General features: G+C 70.1%; 15 protein-coding genes. 2 read left to right on the top strand and 13 right to left on the bottom strand.

Annotated features, from left to right (window positions below; genetic code table 11):
- Positions 1–24: 24 nt before the first annotated feature.
- On the bottom strand, positions 25–699 hold the full coding sequence (locus ABID77_RS15275) for a Crp/Fnr family transcriptional regulator (RefSeq protein WP_429597563.1): 675 nt from the start codon (positions 697–699) through the stop codon (positions 25–27).
- A 183-nt stretch (positions 700–882) separates the two neighbouring features.
- Between ABID77_RS15275 and ABID77_RS15270 the strand changes: the two genes are divergently transcribed.
- Positions 883–1,914: a tyrosine-type recombinase/integrase gene (locus tag ABID77_RS15270; protein ID WP_429597560.1), complete on the top strand. Its 1,032-nt coding sequence runs from the start codon at positions 883–885 to the stop codon at positions 1,912–1,914.
- A gap of 100 nt (positions 1,915–2,014) precedes the next feature.
- Here ABID77_RS15270 and ABID77_RS15265 read toward each other — a convergent pair whose 3' ends face one another.
- From ABID77_RS15265 to ABID77_RS15245, 5 genes are all read right to left on the bottom strand, one after another.
- Positions 2,015–3,751 (bottom strand): cation acetate symporter, encoded by a 1,737-nt coding sequence (locus tag ABID77_RS15265; protein WP_429597557.1) that lies wholly within the window; start codon positions 3,749–3,751, stop codon positions 2,015–2,017.
- Positions 3,748–4,056, bottom strand: a complete 309-nt coding sequence (locus ABID77_RS15260; RefSeq protein WP_429597554.1) for a DUF485 domain-containing protein — start codon at positions 4,054–4,056, stop codon at positions 3,748–3,750. Before ABID77_RS15260 ends, ABID77_RS15265 begins: the two co-directional genes overlap by 4 nt.
- 10 nt (positions 4,057–4,066) lie before the next feature.
- Entirely contained in the window at positions 4,067–6,040 is a 1,974-nt protein-coding gene (gene acs, locus ABID77_RS15255) for an acetate--CoA ligase (protein ID WP_429597551.1), read from the bottom strand.
- A 231-nt stretch (positions 6,041–6,271) separates the two neighbouring features.
- Positions 6,272–7,690: an MFS transporter gene (locus tag ABID77_RS15250; protein ID WP_429597548.1), complete on the bottom strand. Its 1,419-nt coding sequence runs from the start codon at positions 7,688–7,690 to the stop codon at positions 6,272–6,274.
- Positions 7,691–7,753: 63 nt separating this feature from the next.
- Complete coding sequence (locus tag ABID77_RS15245) at positions 7,754–9,652, bottom strand: bifunctional sugar phosphate isomerase/epimerase/4-hydroxyphenylpyruvate dioxygenase family protein (RefSeq protein ID WP_429597545.1); 1,899 nt, start codon at positions 9,650–9,652, stop codon at positions 7,754–7,756.
- Between the two features lie 154 nt (positions 9,653–9,806).
- On the opposite strand from ABID77_RS15245, the gene ABID77_RS15240 reads away from it, so the two are divergent.
- A complete protein-coding gene (locus ABID77_RS15240) occupies positions 9,807–10,592 on the top strand; it encodes an IclR family transcriptional regulator domain-containing protein (protein ID WP_429597542.1) in 786 nt (261 codons plus the stop codon).
- 18 nt (positions 10,593–10,610) lie between these two features.
- Here ABID77_RS15240 and ABID77_RS15235 read toward each other — a convergent pair whose 3' ends face one another.
- The 7 genes from ABID77_RS15235 to pcaF form a co-directional block, all read right to left on the bottom strand.
- A complete protein-coding gene (locus tag ABID77_RS15235) occupies positions 10,611–11,381 on the bottom strand; it encodes an alpha/beta fold hydrolase (RefSeq protein WP_429597539.1) in 771 nt (256 codons plus the stop codon).
- Positions 11,378–12,583 (bottom strand): MFS transporter, encoded by a 1,206-nt coding sequence (locus ABID77_RS15230; protein ID WP_429597536.1) that lies wholly within the window; start codon positions 12,581–12,583, stop codon positions 11,378–11,380. The genes ABID77_RS15235 and ABID77_RS15230 overlap by 4 nt, the downstream gene beginning before the upstream one ends.
- A complete protein-coding gene (locus ABID77_RS15225; RefSeq protein ID WP_429597533.1) occupies positions 12,580–13,062 on the bottom strand; it encodes a carboxymuconolactone decarboxylase family protein in 483 nt (160 codons plus the stop codon). The genes ABID77_RS15230 and ABID77_RS15225 overlap by 4 nt, the downstream gene beginning before the upstream one ends.
- Before the next feature lie 12 nt (positions 13,063–13,074).
- A complete protein-coding gene (locus tag ABID77_RS15220; protein ID WP_429597530.1) occupies positions 13,075–14,289 on the bottom strand; it encodes a lyase family protein in 1,215 nt (404 codons plus the stop codon).
- 11 nt (positions 14,290–14,300) lie between these two features.
- Positions 14,301–15,134 (bottom strand): shikimate dehydrogenase family protein, encoded by an 834-nt coding sequence (locus ABID77_RS15215; RefSeq protein ID WP_429597527.1) that lies wholly within the window; start codon positions 15,132–15,134, stop codon positions 14,301–14,303.
- Between the two features lie 66 nt (positions 15,135–15,200).
- Positions 15,201–16,163 carry a shikimate dehydrogenase family protein gene (locus tag ABID77_RS15210; RefSeq protein ID WP_429597525.1) on the bottom strand — a complete coding sequence of 321 codons (963 nt, stop codon included), beginning with the start codon at positions 16,161–16,163 and terminating at the stop codon, positions 15,201–15,203.
- 2 nt (positions 16,164–16,165) lie between these two features.
- A complete protein-coding gene (gene pcaF / locus ABID77_RS15205; RefSeq protein ID WP_429597522.1) occupies positions 16,166–17,371 on the bottom strand; it encodes a 3-oxoadipyl-CoA thiolase in 1,206 nt (401 codons plus the stop codon).
- Positions 17,372–17,492 lie beyond the last annotated feature (121 nt).

The following is a 17,492-nucleotide window of genomic DNA, read 5'->3' as shown; positions in this document are numbered from 1 at the left end:
CGTGCCGTCAACTCGACGGCTCGGTCAATTGGCGAACATGACATGCTCCCGGACCAGCATCGACCCGTCCGGCAATGTCTGCACGAAGCCGCGGTCTTCGAGCGACTTCATGACGCGGCTGACCATTTCCCGAGACGCGCCGACCATCTTGCCGAGGTCCTGGCGCGAGATCTTGTCGCGGATCACCAAGGCGCCCTGCCCGTCGTCGACGGCGAATTCGATCAGCAAGCGCGCGATGCGACCGTGGACGTCCATGAGCGCCAGCGACTCGATCTTTCGGTCGGCCGCGCGCAGCCGATGCACCAGCACCCGCATGATGTTGTGCGTCATCGACGAGGTGTCAGGCAGGCAATGCCAGAACGCTTCGCGATCGAGTACCAGCACGTCCGTGTCCGTTTCCGTGCGCACGGTCGCGGAATGCGGCTCGTCGTCGATCAGGCTCATCTCGCCGACATAGTCGCCCTGCTGCAGGAGGGAGAAGATCACTTCGCGACCCCGGCCGTCGGTGCTCAGGACCTGGGCGCGGCCGGTGAGGATGATGTAGAGCGCTTCCGAGGACTTGCCCTGCTCCACGATCAGTTCGCGCTTCTTGTAGCGCTTCTTGACGATGGCGTCGGCGACGACCTGGGCCTGCGTCGGAGTCAGCGAGGCGAACAGGGGAACCCGCAGAAGCAGGTCCAGATTGGAGAGGATGGTCATTGCCGAAGCCGGCACGCGGGAACGGGGTTCCCGAGGGACGTGGTGTGGAGGTATGCCTTTGTATCAGGGCGAGACGATATTGGGAATGTGACGACGTCGATTCGTCCTTCCGCCCTGTCAATGCGCGCCTTTCCGAAAGGACCGTGGAGCCTGTTCGACGACCGATGACGTTAACCTGACGGCATGTTCACTCCTTCCCTTTTCGACGAAACCCCGGTCGAGGAAACCTATCGCGTCGCCTTCGGACGCTGGCTCGACGACAAGCGCGCGACGGGCGATCTGCGGCAGCCCGCGTCGGTCCAGGTCTACCGGGACATGTGGGACGCCTTCATGGCCTGGTGCCTCGGCCGTGTTCCGCAGCGGCCCTTGTCGGCGCTGACCCTGGAGGATCTGCAGGCGTTCCAGGCCGCCCGCTTCGGACGCCGCAACACCGACCTGTCGCTGTCGCCCCGGCACGCGCTGCGGCTCGTGCGCCTGGTCGATCGCGTCCTCAGGCACCATGCGCGGCAGACCGGCACGCCCGTCAACACGGCGGCGGCCGACTGGATCGCCTCGCGGCCGGAGGTGCGCTTCGCCGACGCGGCCCAGGGCGACCCGCTGCCTGAATTCCTCTCCGTCGCCGAAGCGCGCCTGCTGATCACGTTCGTCTCCAGCGCCCGTCCGCGGCCCGGCCTGTCGCCGTCGCGGCGCAACAGCCATGTCGCCTTCACCTGGCAGGAACTGCGCGACCGCACGGCGGTGGCCTTGCAGCTCGGCGGCGGGCTGACGCCGGGCGACGTCCGCACGCTCACGCTCGCCTCGCCGATCGCGTCGACCGGGTTCGGCGCTCGCCCCCGGCCCCGGAAGATCGCCGTGCCCGGCAACGGCAGCTCGACGCCGCGCGAGACGCCGCTGGCGTCCTGGGCCGCCGAGCTGCTCCAGTACTGGCTGCAGGTGCGCGTCGAGGCGCGCATCCAGGGCGACCTCCTGTTCCCCGCCACCCGCTCGGGCCGGCCCTGGCCGAAGGAGGCGCAGTACCGCTGTGCGATGGGCGTGCTGGAGAACGCCGGGCTCGACCGGACCGAGGGCGGCTCCTTCCAACTGCGCCACACCTTCGCCCTGAGACAGTTGCGCCGCGGCGTCGCGCCGACGGTCGTCGCGCGCTGGCTCGGCGTCGAACCCGAGCTGATGGACCGCTACCGCCGTGTGCTGACCTCGCCGGTCGACGTGATCTAGATCGGCCCGCGCCATGGAAAAGGCCCCGGCGGGCCGATGGCGGAACCTCTCCGCGTCGACCCACCGGGGCCATCGGCTTGCCCGGTGAGGGCCTCGTGCGTCAGTGACCCGACGCGCCCGAGGCACCGATGCCGGTCTCCGAGCGCACCTGCTGCGGCAGGAAGCCGGCGCGGTCCTGCGCCGCGCGCGGGCTCTTGTCCAGGATCGAGAACAGCCAGATGCCGACGAAGCCGATGGTCATCGAGAACAGCGCCGGCGACGCGTAAGGGAACAGGGCCGAGCCCTTCGGATGGCCCAACGTGGCCTCCCACACCGCTGGCGAGACGATCGTCAGGACCACCGAGGAGATCAGTCCCAGGAAGCCGCCGATGACCGCGCCGCGCGTGGTGCAGTCCTTCCACAGCACCGACATCAGCAGCACCGGGAAGTTGGCCGACGCCGCGATGGCGAACGCCAGGCTCACCATGAAGGCGATGTTCTGCTTCTCGAAGGCGATGCCCAGCACCACCGCGATGATGCCCAGCGCCACCGTCGTGATGCGCGAGACCTTCAGCTCGGACTTGCTGTCGACCTGGCCCTTCTTGATGACCGTGGCGTAGATGTCGTGCGACACCGCCGAGGCGCCCGAGAGCGTCAGGCCGGCGACCACCGCCAGGATGGTGGCGAAGGCCACGGCCGAGATGAAGCCCAGGAACACGTTGCCGCCCACCGCCTTGGCCAGGTGCACCGCCGCCATGTTGCCGCCGCCGAGCAGCCCGCCCTTGCCGTCGAGGAATTCGGGGTTCGTCAGCACGAAGGTGATGGCGCCGAAGCCGATGATGAAGGTCAGGATGTAGAAGTAGCCGATCCACGTCGTCGCCCACAGCACCGACTTGCGCGCTTCCTTGGCGTTGGGCACCGTGAAGAAGCGCATCAGGATGTGCGGCAGCCCGGCGGTGCCGAACATCAGCGCCATGCCGAAGCTGATGGCCGAGATCGGGTCCTTGATGAAGCCGCCCGGGCCCATGATGGAGAAGCCTTCGGCCGCCGCCACCTCGGGCGTCTTGCCCGCCGCCCGGGCGATCCCGGTCTTGATCTCCACCGCCTTGGCGAACATCGCCTCGGGGCTGAAGCCGAAATGCAGCAGCACCATGAACGCCATGAAGCTCGCCCCGGCCAGCAGCAGGCAGGCCTTGATGATCTGCACCCAGGTGGTGGCCGTCATGCCGCCGAAGAGCACGTAGACCATCATCAGCGCGCCGACGATGACCACCGCGATCCAGTACTCCAGCCCGAACAGCAGCTTGATCAGCTGCCCGGCGCCCACCATCTGCGCGATCAGGTAGAACGCCACCACGACCAGCGTGCCGGAGGCGGCGAACACGCGCACCGGCTTCTGCTCGAACCGGAAGGCCGCCACGTCGGCGAAGGTGAACTTGCCCAGGTTGCGCAGCCGCTCGGCCAGCAGGAAGGTGACCACCGGCCAGCCCACCAGGAAGCCGATCGAGTAGATCAGGCCGTCGAAGCCGCCGACCATCACGGCCGCCGAGATGCCCAGGAACGACGCCGCCGACATGAAGTCGCCGGCGATCGCCAGCCCGTTCTGGAAGCCGGTGATGCCGCCGCCGGCGGTGTAGAAGTCCGACGCGCTCTTGGTCTTGGCCGCCGCCCACTTGGTGATGAACAGCGTCGCCACCACGAAGGCGGCGAACATGCCGATCGCTGTCCAGTTGGTGGCCTGCTTCTGCGCCTGGCCGAGGTCGGCGCCGGCCGCGTGGACGACCGTCGCCAGGGTCGACGCCAGCGCCAGGCAGGCGGCGCCGCCGAAATAGCGTTTCGATGCGTGGCTCGAATTCACTTGTTCACTCCCCGGGCGATCTGTTCGGTCAGCGCGTCGTATTCGCTGTTGGCCCGGCGCACGTAGATGCCGGTGATGAGGACGGTGAAGACGATGACGGCCAGTCCGATCGGCATGCCGAGCGTGGTGACGCCGGCGCCCAGCCGCTTGAAGAGCAGTTCCTTGTCGAAGGCCACCAGGATGATGAAGCCGTAGTACACGACCATCATCGACAGGGTCAGCCACCAGCCGAAGCGGGTGCGCTTGCGCTTGAGTTCGATGTAGCGCGGATCGCTCGAGATGCGCTTGAAGAGAGCGTCTTCCATGGTGTTCAATTCAGTTCCTTTCGGCCAGCTGTTCGAGGATGGCCGGGTTCTCCAGGGTGGAGGTGTCCTGGGTGATGGGTTCGTCCTTGGCCACCGAGCGCAGCAGGCGGCGCATGATCTTGCCGCTGCGCGTCTTGGGCAGGTTGTCGCCGAAGCGGATGTCCTTGGGCTTGGCGATCGGCCCGATCTCCTTGCCCACCCAGGCGCGCAGCTGCGCGGCGATCTGCTTGGCCTCCTCGCCCGTGGGGCGCGAGCGCTTGAGCACCACGAAGGCGCAGATCGCCTCGCCGGTCGTGTCGTCCGGGCGGCCCACCACCGCCGCCTCGGCCACCAGGTCGGTCATCGACACCAGCGCCGACTCGATCTCCATCGTGCCCATGCGGTGGCCCGAGACGTTGAGCACGTCGTCGATGCGCCCGGTGATAGTGAAGTAGCCGGTCTTCTCGTCGCGGATCGCACCGTCGCCCGCGAGGTAGTAGCCCTTGAGCTCGGCGGGGAAGTAGCTCGACTTGAAGCGCTCGGGGTCGCCCCAGATGGTGCGGATCATGCTCGGCCAGGGCTTCTTCACCACCAGGATGCCGCCCTGGCCGTGGGGCACGTCGGCGCCCGCCTCGTCCACGATGGCCGCGGTGATGCCGGGGAAGGGCAATGTGCACGAGCCCGGCACCATCGGCGTGGCCCCGGGCAGCGGCGTGATCATGTGGCCGCCCGTCTCGGTCTGCCAGAAGGTGTCCACGATCGGGCAGCGCCCGCCGCCCACGTGCCGGTGGTACCACTCCCAGGCGGCCGGGTTGATCGGCTCGCCCACCGAGCCCAGGATGCGCAGGCTCGCGAGGTCGTAGCGGTCGGGGTGCACCGCCGCGTTGCCCTCGGCGGCCTTGATCAGCGAGCGGATCGCCGTCGGGGCCGTGTAGAAGACGGTGACCTGGTGGTCCTGGATCATCTTCCAGAAGCGCCCGGCGTCCGGGTACGTGGGCACGCCCTCGAAGACCACCTGCGTCGCCCCGAGCGCGAGCGGGCCGTAGGCGATGTAGGTGTGGCCGGTGACCCAGCCGATGTCGGCGGTGCACCAGAAGACGTCCGTGTCGTGCAGGTCGAAGGTCCACTGGGTGGTCAATGCCGCGTGCAGCAGGTAGCCGCCGCTCGAATGCTGCACGCCCTTGGGTTTGCCGGTGGAGCCGGAGGTGTAGAGCAGGAACAGCGGGTGCTCGGCGCCCACCCACTCGGGCTCGCAGGTCTCGGCCTGGGCGGCGGTCTCCTCGTGCAGCCAGCGGTCGCGCTCGGGGTGCCAGGCGATGTTCCCGCCGGTGCGGCGGTAGACGATCACGTCACGCACGGACTCGCACCCGCCCAGGGCGATGGCCTCGTCGACGATGGCCTTGAGCGGGAGCTGCTTGCCCCCGCGCAGCTGCTCGTCGGCGGTGAGGACCATGACCGCGCCGGCGCCCTCGATGCGGTCGCGCAGGCTCTGCGCGGAGAAGCCGCCGAAGACCACCGAGTGGGTCGCGCCGATGCGCGCGCACGCCTGCATCGCCACGATGCCTTCCACGCTCATGGACATGTAGATGACCACGCGGTCGCCCTTCGCGACGCCACGTGCGCGCAGGGCGTTGGCCAGGCGGCAGGTGCGCGAAAGCAGCTCGGCGTAGGTCACGCGGCTGACCTGGCCGTCGTCGGCCTCGAAGACGATGGCGGTCTTCCCGCCCAGGCCGCGTTCGACCTGGCGGTCCAGGCAGTTGTAGGAGACGTTGAGGGTGCCGTCGTCGAACCACTTGAAGAACGGCGCGGCGCTGTCGTCCAGGGTGCGCGTGAAGGGCGTGCGCCAGGCGACGAACTCGCGCGCCAGGCGGCCCCAGTAGGCCCCGTGGTCGGCCTCGGCCTCGGCCACCAGGGCTTCGTAGGCCGGGAAGCCCGAGACGTGGGCATTCTTCTCGATGGATTCGACGACCGGGTAGGTGGTCAAGGGGGTTTCTGACAAGGACATCTCCTGTGTAGCTATTTTGTTAATCCGGAGAAGTCTAGGTGGCGCCCTTCAACTGGCAACGCGTGTAAGTACCCATGCGGGCGTCTGTTTGCGAAATGTCAAGATGAACGAAATCAATCGTGGCACCCATCGGAATGCGCAAGTGAAAACTCCCGGACGCAGCGACGAGGCTGGCCGGGAGTCGGGGCCACGCGTCGGCGCAGGGCCGTCGCGTGCGGGGTGGGGAAGGCGTCAGGCCGTGCGGACGACGTCGGGCAGCTTGCCGTCGGCGATGGCCTTCTGGCGCAGGCGCTCGTACTCGGCTTCGGGCACCGGCACGGCGTTCTTGTTGCCCAGGTCGAGCATGTGGACGCGGTAGGTCTCGCGCGCCGTGAAGGCGGCGATGGCGGCCACGATCGTGACGGCCAGCGTGATCGAGCCGATCATGAACGGGATGTTCATGGCACCGGGAGGCGCCACCGCCACGAACAGCGCCGGCAGCAAGGCGGTCACGGCCGTGCCCAGGTTCTGCGAGATCGCCATGCCCGAGACGCGGGTGCGGGTCGGGAACATCTCCGGATAGAAGCTCGGGAAGACGGCGTTGTAGCCCTGGTAGACCACGCCCCACATCAGCAGCGAGAAGATGATCGCCATCGGCACGTTGTGGATGCTGATCGCGTACAGGTAGGCGAAGGACAGCAGGCCCGAACCGACCGCGCCGACCATGATCGGGATGCGGCGGCCGATCTTGTCCGACAGGTTGCCCACGAACGGGATCACCAGCACGGCGACGATGTTGCCCATCACCGGGATCCAGAGGTAGACGTCCTTCTCGAAGCCGATGCCGTAGCCCGGCTGGACCGCGTAGGCGGCGCCGAAGATGGTGGTCACCACCGGGATGACGTTCATCAGCGAGCAGGCCATCACGCGCAGCATGTCGCCCCAGCTCTCGGTCACGGCCTGGATCAGGGGCGCCTTGGGCACCTTGCCCGACGCGTCGACGTCGGTGAAGGCCGGGGTCTCGGCGACTTCACGGCGGATGATGTAGCCCGCCACGATCACGATGAAGCTCAGCAGAAACGGAATGCGCCAGCCCCAGGTGTTGAACTGTTCGGCGGGCATATAGTGCGCCAGCGGCAGGAACACCGCCGCCGCCATGATCTGGCCGGCCTGCACGCCCTGCAGCGTGAAGCTGGAGAAGAAGCCGCGGCGACCGAAGGGCGCGTGCTCCAGGATCATCGAGCTGGCACCGGAGATCTCGCCGGCGACCGCGAAGCCCTGCACCAGGCGCAGCAGCACCAGCAGGAACGGGGCCAGCAGGCCGACCTGGTCGTAGGTCGGCAGCAGGCCGACGGCCACGGTCGAGAAGCCCATCAGGAACATGCAGATCACCAGCACCTGCTTGCGGCCGTGGGTGTCGCCCCAGTGGCCCAGCACCGCCGCGCCGATCGGGCGCGCGATGTAGCCCACGCCGTAGGTCGCGAGCGAGGCGATGATGGCGGTCTTCGGGTCGCCCTTGGGGAAGAAGATCTGCGGAAAGATCAGCGCCGCCGCGGTGGCGTAGATGAAGAAGTCGTAGTACTCGAGCGCCGAGCCGATCCAGCCGCTGGCGGTGGCCTTCTTGGTCTGGTGCCGGCCCGAAGGCTCGTGGTCTGTCGCGGGATTTGCCATGGTTGTCGTCTCCGATAGTGATTGGGGCGGTGGCGGTAGTGGGAGGGGGAAAGGTGTGCGGAATCAGTGCTGCTGCTGGGCCTGGGAGGCCATCCGGGCCGGCGCGTTGGTGCTGCCGTAGCCGTCGTAGGCGCCCAGGCGCTGCACGATCTCGAAGAAGGTGCCCTCGCCTTCGAGGCTCTCGGCGTAGATGTGCAGGTAGTCGCCCGCGGCCGAGCGGTCGAACACCACGCCGGCGGCGCGCATGCGCTCGACCAGACCGGCGCTCAGGTCGAGCCGGGTGGGCAGGTCGTCGTAGTAGTTCTCGGAGATCGGCACGAAGCGCGCGCCACGCTGGCGCAGCCGGTCCACCGTCTCGAAGATGTCGGCGCAGGAGAAGGCGACGTGGTGCACCGCGCCGCCACCGGTCACGCCGATCATGCGGGCGGTGCGCGTGCGCTGGCTCAACGACACGTTGAGCACCAGGCGCACGCTGCGCTCGGCGTTGGCCACGCCGCGGCTGCGGATCAGGCCGAAGGGATCGGCCAGCTCCAGGCTGTCGCCCGGCTCCAGCCCCAGGACGGCGCGCGAGAACAGCACCCAGGTGTCGAGTTGGTCGACCGCCAGGCCGAGGGCGACGTGGTCGATGGCCTGCAGCCCGGCGCCGATATCGTCCGTGCCGTCCGCTGTCGCGTCGTCGAGGATGAAGTCGGCTTCGTAGAGGCCGCGGGCGCCCAGCGCCGACGGCACGAAATGCAGCAGGTTGCCTCCGGGCGCGACGATCGCCGGCATCGCCACCTCGTCGGGACCGATCGGGCTGTCGTGGCGCTGCGAGCGCATGGCCACGGCGCGCGCGACGGCGGCCTGCGGATCGGGCGTGCGCAGTCCCAGCGCACACACCGAGGTGCCGTGCGCGTCGAAGCGTTCCCGCGCGAACGAGTCCGGCTCGGCATTGACGATCAGATGGATGTCGCCTTGACGGTAGAGCGACACCGCCTTGGAGCGGTGCCGGCCGATGCGGCGGAAACCGAACTGCTCGAAGGTCGCGCCCAGCGTCGGTCCGGAGGCCGCATCGGCCGCGAACTCGACGAAGGTGATGCCCTCGAGCCGGGGCAGCGGCGGCGGCACGATCAGCTCGACCGCCGGCATCGGCGCCCGCGTCGCGGCCAGCCGCTCGCGCGCCTCGCTCTCCAGGTACAGCAGCGAACGCATGGCGTCCACCGCGATGCGGCGGTTGGGCGTCTCGCGGAAGACGTCGTTGAAGATCTCCAGCGACAGCGGCCCGGTGTAGCCGGCGCGCAGGGTCTGGACGAAGAAGTCGACGACGGCGAAGTCGCCCTGGCCCGGGAACGAGCGGTGGTGACGCGCCCATTGCAGCACGCTCATCTCCATCAGCGGCGCGTCGGCCATCTGCAGGAAGAAGATCTTGTCGCCGGGGATGGCCGCGATGCCGGCCGGATCGTCCTTGAGCGACAGCGTGTGGAAGCTGTCGAGGATCAGGCCCAGGCTCGGATGGTCGGCGCGGCGCACGATCTCCCAGGCCTGGCCGTAGAGCGAGGTCTTGCGGCCCCAGGCCAGCGCCTCGAAGCCCACGCGCAGGCCGCGGCGCGCGGCGCGCTCGGCGAGTTCGTGCAGCTGCGACGCGGCCAGATCCGGATCGTCGATGGTCAGCGCAGAGGTGTTGGAGCAGCACAGCACCAGCGGCGCGCCCATCGCCTGCATCAGGTCGAACTTGCGCTCGGCGCGCTCCAGGCTGCGGCGGAACTGCGGCTCGGGCATGCCCTCGAAGTCGCGGAACGGCTGGTAGAGGTCGATCGACAGGCCGAGGTCCGAGGCGATGCGGCCGAGCTCGGCGGCCGTGCCCTTGAAGTTGATGAAGTCGGCCTCGAACAGCTCGATGCCGTCGAAGCCGGCGGCGGCGATGGCTTCGAGCTTCTGACGCAGGGTGCCGCTCAACGAGACGGTGGCGATGGAGCGATGCATGTCAGCGTTGCGCGTCGAATGGCTTTGTTTTACGCATGGCGCCGACTGTAGGAAGCCCGGGAATTCGTCACAATGCTCACGAACCCTGATGCGAGCGATGATCGACCGCACGCGTGCGCTGCACGATCGAAACGGGGGTTAGCCCTGAGACGAGATGACCACCCTCCCCGCGCCCGAAAATCCCGGCATCGACCGCAAGCTGCTCATCGAGGGGCTCGGCAAGGGGCTGCGCGTGATCGAGGCCTTCACCGACGACCGACCGCGCATGACGGCGACCGAGGCCGGCCTGGCCGCCGATCTCACGCGCACGGCGGCACGGCGCTACCTGATGAGCCTGGTGCATTTCGGCTATGCCGCCACGGACGGCAAATACTACTGGCTGCTGCCGCGCGTGCTGCGCCTGGGCCAGTCCTTCCTCGACAGCGCGCGCGTGCCGCGGCTGGTGCAGCCCTACCTCCAGCGCGCGTCGATGCAGTGCGGCGAGGCTATCAACGTCGGTGCGCTCGACGGCCACGAGGTGATCTACATCGCGCGCAGCAATGCGCCGCGCATGGTCTCGATCGGCTTCCATCCCGGCGCGCGGGTGCCGGCGCACGTGGTGTCGCAGGGCTTCGTGCTGCTGTCGGCCTTCGACGACGAGGCCCTCGCCGCCTGGATCGCCCGGCACGATTTCGTCGAGTACACGGGCTCGGATTCCGTCGATGCCGCCCGCTTCGCCGAGAGCGTGCGCATGGCGCGCGCGCTCGGCTACTGGAAAGCCGACCAGCATCTGAATTTCGGCCTGTGCGGACTGGCCGTGCCGCTCCAGGACCGCAAGGGCCGCTGCCAGTACGCGCTGAGCGTGACGGTGCAGCGCCAGGTCTACCCGGGCGACCAGATCGTCACGAAGCTGCTGCCGGTGCTACGCGACGTGGCCGACACGCTGCGGCCGCTGCTGTGAGGGCAGCGCGGGACGCCCTCAGAGATTGCGCCAGAAATCGATCAGCAGTTCCACGAACTCCGCCGGCCGCTCGGCGGCGCTGACGTGCGCCGCGTCGATGGTGGCCAGCCGCGCGCCGGGGATCGCCGCGACGATCGCCTCGGACATCGCCGGCGGCGTGGCCAGGTCCTGCGTGCCGGCGATCACTAGCGTCGGCACTGCGATGCGGCGGTTGCTCTCGCGGAAGTCGATGGCGGCGACGGCGGCGCAGCTCTCGATGTAGCCCTGCGCGTCGTTGCGCACCAGCACGTCGTGCAGCGATCGGGCGACGGCGGCGCCCTCGGAGGTGGCGGCGAAGGCCGGCGTGAGCCAACGCTCGACGGCGCCGGCCGCGATGGCTTCGATGCCCTTGGCATGGACGGTCTCGGCGCGCATGCGCCACGGCGCCTGGTCGGGGTAATGGGCCGACGAGTTGGCGATCGTCACGCTGCGCAGCAGCTCCGGGCGTTCCGCCGCCAGCGCCTGCGCCGTCATGCCGCCCATCGACAGACCGACGAAATGCACCGGCTCGCCGCCGGCCTCGCGCTCGACGAGTTCGGCGGCGTCGCGCGCCAGCGTCTGGACGCCGAACGGCCCCGCCACGCGTTCGGAGGCGCCGTGGTTGCGGTGGTCGTAGCGGATCACGGTGTGGGCGCGCGCGAGCAGCGCGGCCACGCCGTCCCACATGTGCAGGTCGCAGCCCAGGGCGTGGCTGAGGACGACGAAGGGGCCTTCGCCCTCGCGGACGACGTGGAGACGGGGTGAGGTCATGGTGTTTCCTTGGGTTGGGGAGGAAGGCGCGGCAGCCAGAGGAAGGCGATGGCCACCAGCGTGGCGCCCGCCAGCAGCATGGGCACCACCATCGGCCAGGCGCCGCGGGAGAAATCGGCATCGACGAAGGAGGACGCGAACTGGCCGGCGCAGAAGGCCACCATCATCATGCCGAAGCCCGACCACGCCACCGCGCGACCGGCCAGGTGCGGCAGCTCGCCGACCGCACCGGCCTGCCCGCACGGCTGGTGGATGCCGTGGGCAAAGGCGTAGAACGCGTGGCCGAGAAGCAGCGGCCAGGCGCTCTCGGCCAGCAGCCAGCAGCCCAGCGCCTGGATCGCCGCCCCGCCCAGGCTGAGCAGCGAGGCGAGTTGGACCGCCCACCGCGCGCCATGGCGATGCAGCAGGCGTCGGCATCCGAGGGTGCCCAGGATGTAGATCAGCGCGCCGCCGGCCGGGATCCAGCCGTACGTGGCGGGCGACAGTCCCAGGTGGCCGATGTAGACCATCGGCGAGAACAGCAGGAACATGAACAGTCCGCCGAAGGTGACCGCCGCCAGGCTGGCCCAGGCCCGGAACGCCGGGCTGGCGAACACCTCGCGGACGCTGCCGGCCGGCCCCGGGTCGCCCGGGCCGCGCGACACCCGGGTCTCGTCGAAGCGGCGCCAGCACAACGCCAGCAGCGCCGCCGCGTACAGCGCCATCGCCAGCAGCACGGCGCGCCAGCCGACGGCCTGCACGATCTGCGCGCCCAGCACCGGCGCCAGCAGCGCGACCACGCCCAGGCCGGTGAGACCGCGCGCCATGACCTGCGGCCCCTCGTGCGCCGGGTACAGGTCGCGCACGGCCGCGCGCGAGCACACCAGGATCGCCGCCATGGCCAGCCCCTGCAGAGCACGCCAGGCCGCGAGCGTGACGACGCCGGCCGCGAAGGCGCCGCCGATCGCCGCGACGACATAGAGCGCCAGCCCGCCCAGCAGCACCGGCCGACGGCCGAAGCGGTCGGCCAGCGGCCCGCACGCCAGCTGCGCGATGCCGAAGGCGAGGACGAAGAGCGTCAGGCTGGTGCTGGCCGACCCCAGCTCGCGCGCGATGGCCGGCAATGCCGGCAGGTAGCTGTCGGTGGCCACGGGCTGCGCCGCGAGCAGCAGCGGCAGCAGGAGCGCGAAGCTCGCGCCCCGCCGGGGCGGCGCTCCGGTCACGCCCCGGCGGCGGGCGCGGGCGCGTCGAACGGCGCCAGCAGGCCCTTCTCGCGCAGGATGCCGCCGGCGATGCCGAAGGCGTGGTTGGCGACCGGCACGCCGCAGTAGATGGCCGACATCATGATCACCTCTTTGATGTCGTCGGGCGTGAGGCGCGATTCGGGCGGGCCGTCGAGGGCGGCGCGCACGTGCATCGCGAACTCCTCGTAGGCGTGGATGCCCAGCATCATCGACAGCACCATGAAGCGGCGCGTCTTGTCGCCCAGCGCGGGGCGGCCCCAGATGTCGTTCCAGGCGTGGCGCGTGATGAGTTCCTGGAACTCGGCGTTGAAGCCGGTGCGGTTGGCGAGCGACTTGTCGACCCAGACGTCGCCGAGCACGCGACGGCGGTTGACGAGGCCGGACGCGTAGCCGTCGGCGGACGTCGCGGAGACCGATGCGGATGCGAGGTCGGAAGGGGTCGTGTCGGGTGTGTTCATTGGACGGTCTCCTCAGTTCTTCGTCGGCGTCGATCCGTCGAGCCGCGCGCGCAGGCGGGCGACCTCGGACCGCGCGATCGCTCCGGCGTGTTCTGCCAGCGCGGGATCGAACCACTCGTCGGCGGCCGAGGCGGGCAGTTCGGCGCGCAGGCGATCGATGTTGGCGCGCATGCGCGGCGCGTCGATGCGCAGGCCGGGCAACGCCGCGGCCAGGGCGCGCACGCCGCCGTGCGCCGACATCGCCAGCTGCGGCCATTCGGCCAGTTCGGCCTGCCAGGCGCCCAGGGCGCGCTCGTGCTGCTGCGGCATCGCCGCGAGCATGGCGGCCACGCGCTGGGGCGCGCGGTGCGCGGCGGCCACGGCGACCATCGAGGCGACCGGGTTGCGCTTGTGCGGCATGGCCGACGACCCGCCGCGCCCGGCCTCGCTCGGCTCCGACACCTCGCCGACCTCGTACTGCCCGAGCAGGCCGATGTCGAGCGCGATCTTGCCGAGGCTGCCGGTGACCAGGCCCAGCTCGCAACCCAGCGCGACCCACTCGTCGCGCTGCGTGTGCCAGGTCGCGCCGGGGTCGCCCAGGCCGAGGTCGCGCGCGACCCGCGCGCGCACCGCCGCGCCGTGCGCTCCCATCTGCGCCAGCGTGCCGACGGCGCCGCCGAGCTGCACCTGCAGCGCGCGCGCGGCCGTCTCGCGCAGCCGGCCGACGCCGCGCACCAGGGGCGCGGCCCAGCCGACGCACTTGAAACCGAAGCTGGTGACCGAGGCCGGCTGCATCAGCGTGCGCGCCAGCATCGGCGTGGTCGCGTGCGCCTCGGCATGCGCCAGCAGCGCCGACGCGGCGGCGACCAGGTCGGCCTCGATCGCCGCGACCACGTCGCGCGAGACCAGCGATACGGCGCTGTCGATCACGTCCTGGCTGGTGGCGCCGAAGTGCACGTGCGGCCCGGCGGCGGCATCGCGCGCGACCACCGCCTCGCGCAGCGCCTTCACCAGAGGGATGGCGACGGTGCCGGCGCGGCCGCTGTCGCGGACGATGCCCGGGACGTCGAAGCGCGCGACGTCGCAGGCGGCCACGATCGCGTCAGCGGAGGATGCGGGGATCAGGACCTCGGCCGCCTGGGCGCGCGCGAGCGCGGCCTCGAAGCGCAGCATGGCCGCGACCACCGCGCGGTCGCCGAAGGCGTCCAGGGTCTCGGGCGTCGAGAGGAAGCCGTCGAAGATGCTCATGGCGACGGCGCTCAGTAGCGCAGCTGGGCCACGGCGCGCAGTTCGTCGGCCGTGGTGGTTCCGAAGCCGAAGAACTCCAGGTAGGCCGGGATCATCTCGAACAGCATGTCGGTGCCCACCTGCACGGCGCAGCCCTTGGCCTTGGCGGCCTGCAGCAGCGGCGTGTACTCGGACTTCATCACCACCTCGCCGACGAAGGTCTCCGGCGCGATGCGGTCGATGTCGAAGGGCAGCGGATCGCTGTCCTTCATGCCCAGCGGCGTGGCGTTGACGACGACGTCGAAGCCGGCCGGGTCCCTGGAACCGGTGGTGACGGTCATCTGCGGATAGTGCTCGCGCAGGCGCGCGGCCAGGGCCTCGGCCGAGGCGTCGCTCATGTCGAACAGGGCCAGTTCGGCCGCGCCGGCCGCCGCGATGGACGCCGCGATCGCCGAGCCGACCCCGCCGGTGCCCGAGACCAGCACGCGCGTGCCCTTGAACGGCCGGCCCTTGCGCTCGACGCCGCGCACGAAGCCGGCGCCGTCGAACTGGTCGCCCAGCAGGCTGCCGTCGGGCCGCTTCAGGATGGCGTTGCAGGCGCCGGCGATGCGCGCGGTGGGCGTCACCTCGTCGACCAGGCCCATCGTGACGACCTTGTGCGGCATCGTGACGAGCGCGCCGTGGATGTTGCTGAACTTGAAGATCTGCGCCAGCGAGGCGGCGTAGTCCTCCGGCTTGACGCCCATCGGCACGACGACGGCGTCGATGCCCTGCTTGTCGAACCAGGGGTTGTAGATCATCGGCGCCTTGAAGGCTTCGGTCGGATAGCCCAGGTGGGCGATGAGGGTGGTCTTGCCGGAGATCATGGCGATCGGCTCCAGGAGGAAGGGGTTCTGGGAAGAGAACGAATGAAGAAGGAAGGCCGCCGGTGCTCAGGAGGCGCCGGGCGCACGGTCCAGGGGATGCCAGCGCAGCGGCCGGGCGATCTCGCCCTGCATCGCCGGCGGATAGATCAGCTCGCGCAGGAAGTCGGCGTCGTCGTGCACGGCCTCGGCGGCGGCCTCGTGGCCGAAGTAGCGCAGGTAGTGCGGCATCTGCTGGATCAGCATCTCGAAGCCGGCCTGGGCGTTGAGCCCGCGCGCGCGCGCCGCCCGCACCAGCGCGGTCGGCTGGTTGCGCAGCAGGATGTCGAACAGCGCCGCGTGCGGCGCCATGCGACCGACGTCCAGCGGCAGCGGATCGTCGTCGTTCAGCCCCATCGCCGTGGCGTTGATGACCAGGTCGAAATCCGCCGGGTCGCTGTTCGGCGCGGCGATCACCTCGGCGTCGAAGAAGGCGTCGAGCTGGGCCGCCAGGCCCGCCGCCTTGCCCGCGACGCTGTCGTGGAAGGCGATGTAGGCCGCGCCGTTGACCGTGCCGCCCTCGGCCAATGCCGTGCCGATGGCCGCGCCCGTGACGCCCGCGCCCAGCACCAGCACGCGCTTGCCGCGGTAGGGAATCGCGTAGTGGTCGAGCGCGTCGAGCAGGCCGTCGCCGTCGAACAGGTCGCCTTCCAGTGCCCCACCCGCCGTGCGCCGCACCACGTTGACCGACCCGGCCACGCGCCCGGCCAGTCCGCAGCCGTCGAGCAGGTCGACCACCAGCGGCTTGTGCGGCGGCGCGATCACCATGCCGCCGACGTTGCGCGCCAGGAAGGCGGCCTTGAAGAAGACGGCGAAGTCGCGCCGCGACACGTGCATCGGCAACAGCACGGCGTCGATGCCGAAGCGCTCGAACACGGCGTCGAACATGCGCGGCAGGCGCACGTTGCGCACCGGGTCGCCGGGGATCAGGTAGACGGTGGCGTCGCCCTGGAAGCGCGAGCGCGCGGCGGCGGTCGGTGCGCGGTCGACCATGCTCAGACGCGTTCGAGGATGACCGCGATGCCCTGGCCGACGCCGATGCACATCGTGCACAGCGCATAGCGCCCGCCCTGCTTGTGCAGCTGGTTGACGGCCGTGGTCGCGAGCCGCGCGCCGCTCGCGCCCAGCGGGTGGCCCAGCGCGATGGCGCCGCCGTTGATGTTCACGCGCGCGTCGTCGTCCGCCAGCCCCAGCAGGCGCAGCACCGCCAGGCCCTGGGCGGCGAAAGCCTCGTTCAACTCGATGACGTCGATCTGGTCGAGCGTGAGGCCGGTCAATGCCAGCACCTTCTGCGTGGCGGGCGCCGGGCCGATGCCCATCACGCGCGGCGGCACGCCGGCGGTGGCCATGCCGACCACGCGGGCGCGCGGCGTCAGGCCGTACTTCGCGGCGCTGGCCTCGTCGGCCAGCAGCAGCGCGGCAGCACCGTCGTTCACGCCGCTGGCGTTGCCGGCGGTCACGGTGCCGTCGGGCCGGACCACGCCCTTGAGCTTGGCCAGCGTCTCCAGGGTGGTGTCGCGCGGGTGCTCGTCCTTGGAGACGACGACCGGGTCGCCCTTCTTCTGCGGCACGGTCACGGGCACGATCTCGGCGTCGAAGAAGCCGGACTTCTGCGCCGCCACGGCGCGCTGCTGCGAGGCGAGCGCCATGCGGTCCTGCGCCTCGCGCTCGATCTTGTAGTCGGTCGCGACGTTCTCGGCCGTCTCGGGCATCGAGTCGACGCCGTAGAGCTCCTTCATCTTCTTGTTGACGAAGCGCCAGCCGATGGTGGTGTCGTAGACCGCGTTGGCACGGCTGAAGGCGCTCTCGGCCTTGGGCATCACGAAAGGCGCGCGGCTCATGCTCTCGACACCGCCGGCGATCATCAGGCCCGCCTCGCCGGCCTTGATGGCGCGCGACGCGGTGCCCAGGGCGTCCAGTCCCGAGCCGCACAGGCGGTTGACGGTCGAGCCGCCCAGCTCCAGCGGCAGACCGGCCAGCAACGCCGACATGCGCGCGACGTTGCGGTTGTCCTCACCGGCCTGGTTGGCGCAGCCGTAGATGACGTCGGTGACGGCCTGCCAGTCGACGTTCTTGTTGCGTTCCATGAGGGCGCGCAGGGGCACGGCGCCCAGGTCGTCGGCGCGCACCGAGGACAGCGCGCCGCCGTAGCGGCCGAAGGGCGTGCGAACGGCGTCGCAGATGAAGGCTTGGTTGGTCATGGGGTGTCTCTCTCTGTCTCTCAAAAAGTGGATCGGTTGTCAGGCTGGAACACCGCGGAACCGGCTCCGCCGGGCCGCTGGTGTCGCCCCGTGGAAAGGGGTCGGCGAAGCGACACGAAGT

The sequence above is a fragment of the Variovorax sp. PvP013 genome (genome assembly GCF_050435945.1).
In the GTDB taxonomy this organism is placed as follows: Bacteria; Pseudomonadota; Gammaproteobacteria; order Burkholderiales; family Burkholderiaceae_C; genus Variovorax.
This window is presented reverse-complemented; position numbering and strand designations above follow the sequence as displayed.

Bases quoted from the DNA above. Each gene is read 5' to 3' on its own strand.
- ABID77_RS15275 (WP_429597563.1), bottom strand. From the start codon at position 699: ATGACCATCCTCTCCAATCTGGACCTGCTTCTGCGGGTTCCCCTGTTC.
- ABID77_RS15270 (WP_429597560.1), top strand. From the start codon at position 883: ATGTTCACTCCTTCCCTTTTCGACGAAACCCCGGTCGAGGAAACCTAT.
- ABID77_RS15260 (WP_429597554.1), bottom strand. From the start codon at position 4,056: ATGGAAGACGCTCTCTTCAAGCGCATCTCGAGCGATCCGCGCTACATC.
- acs (WP_429597551.1), bottom strand. From the start codon at position 6,040: ATGTCCTTGTCAGAAACCCCCTTGACCACCTACCCGGTCGTCGAATCC.
- ABID77_RS15250 (WP_429597548.1), bottom strand. From the start codon at position 7,690: ATGGCAAATCCCGCGACAGACCACGAGCCTTCGGGCCGGCACCAGACC.
- ABID77_RS15245 (WP_429597545.1), bottom strand. From the start codon at position 9,652: ATGCATCGCTCCATCGCCACCGTCTCGTTGAGCGGCACCCTGCGTCAG.
- ABID77_RS15240 (WP_429597542.1), top strand. From the start codon at position 9,807: ATGACCACCCTCCCCGCGCCCGAAAATCCCGGCATCGACCGCAAGCTG.
- ABID77_RS15235 (WP_429597539.1), bottom strand. From the start codon at position 11,381: ATGACCTCACCCCGTCTCCACGTCGTCCGCGAGGGCGAAGGCCCCTTC.
- ABID77_RS15225 (WP_429597533.1), bottom strand. From the start codon at position 13,062: ATGAACACACCCGACACGACCCCTTCCGACCTCGCATCCGCATCGGTC.
- ABID77_RS15220 (WP_429597530.1), bottom strand. From the start codon at position 14,289: ATGAGCATCTTCGACGGCTTCCTCTCGACGCCCGAGACCCTGGACGCC.
- ABID77_RS15215 (WP_429597527.1), bottom strand. From the start codon at position 15,134: ATGATCTCCGGCAAGACCACCCTCATCGCCCACCTGGGCTATCCGACC.
- ABID77_RS15210 (WP_429597525.1), bottom strand. From the start codon at position 16,163: ATGGTCGACCGCGCACCGACCGCCGCCGCGCGCTCGCGCTTCCAGGGC.
- pcaF (WP_429597522.1), bottom strand. From the start codon at position 17,371: ATGACCAACCAAGCCTTCATCTGCGACGCCGTTCGCACGCCCTTCGGC.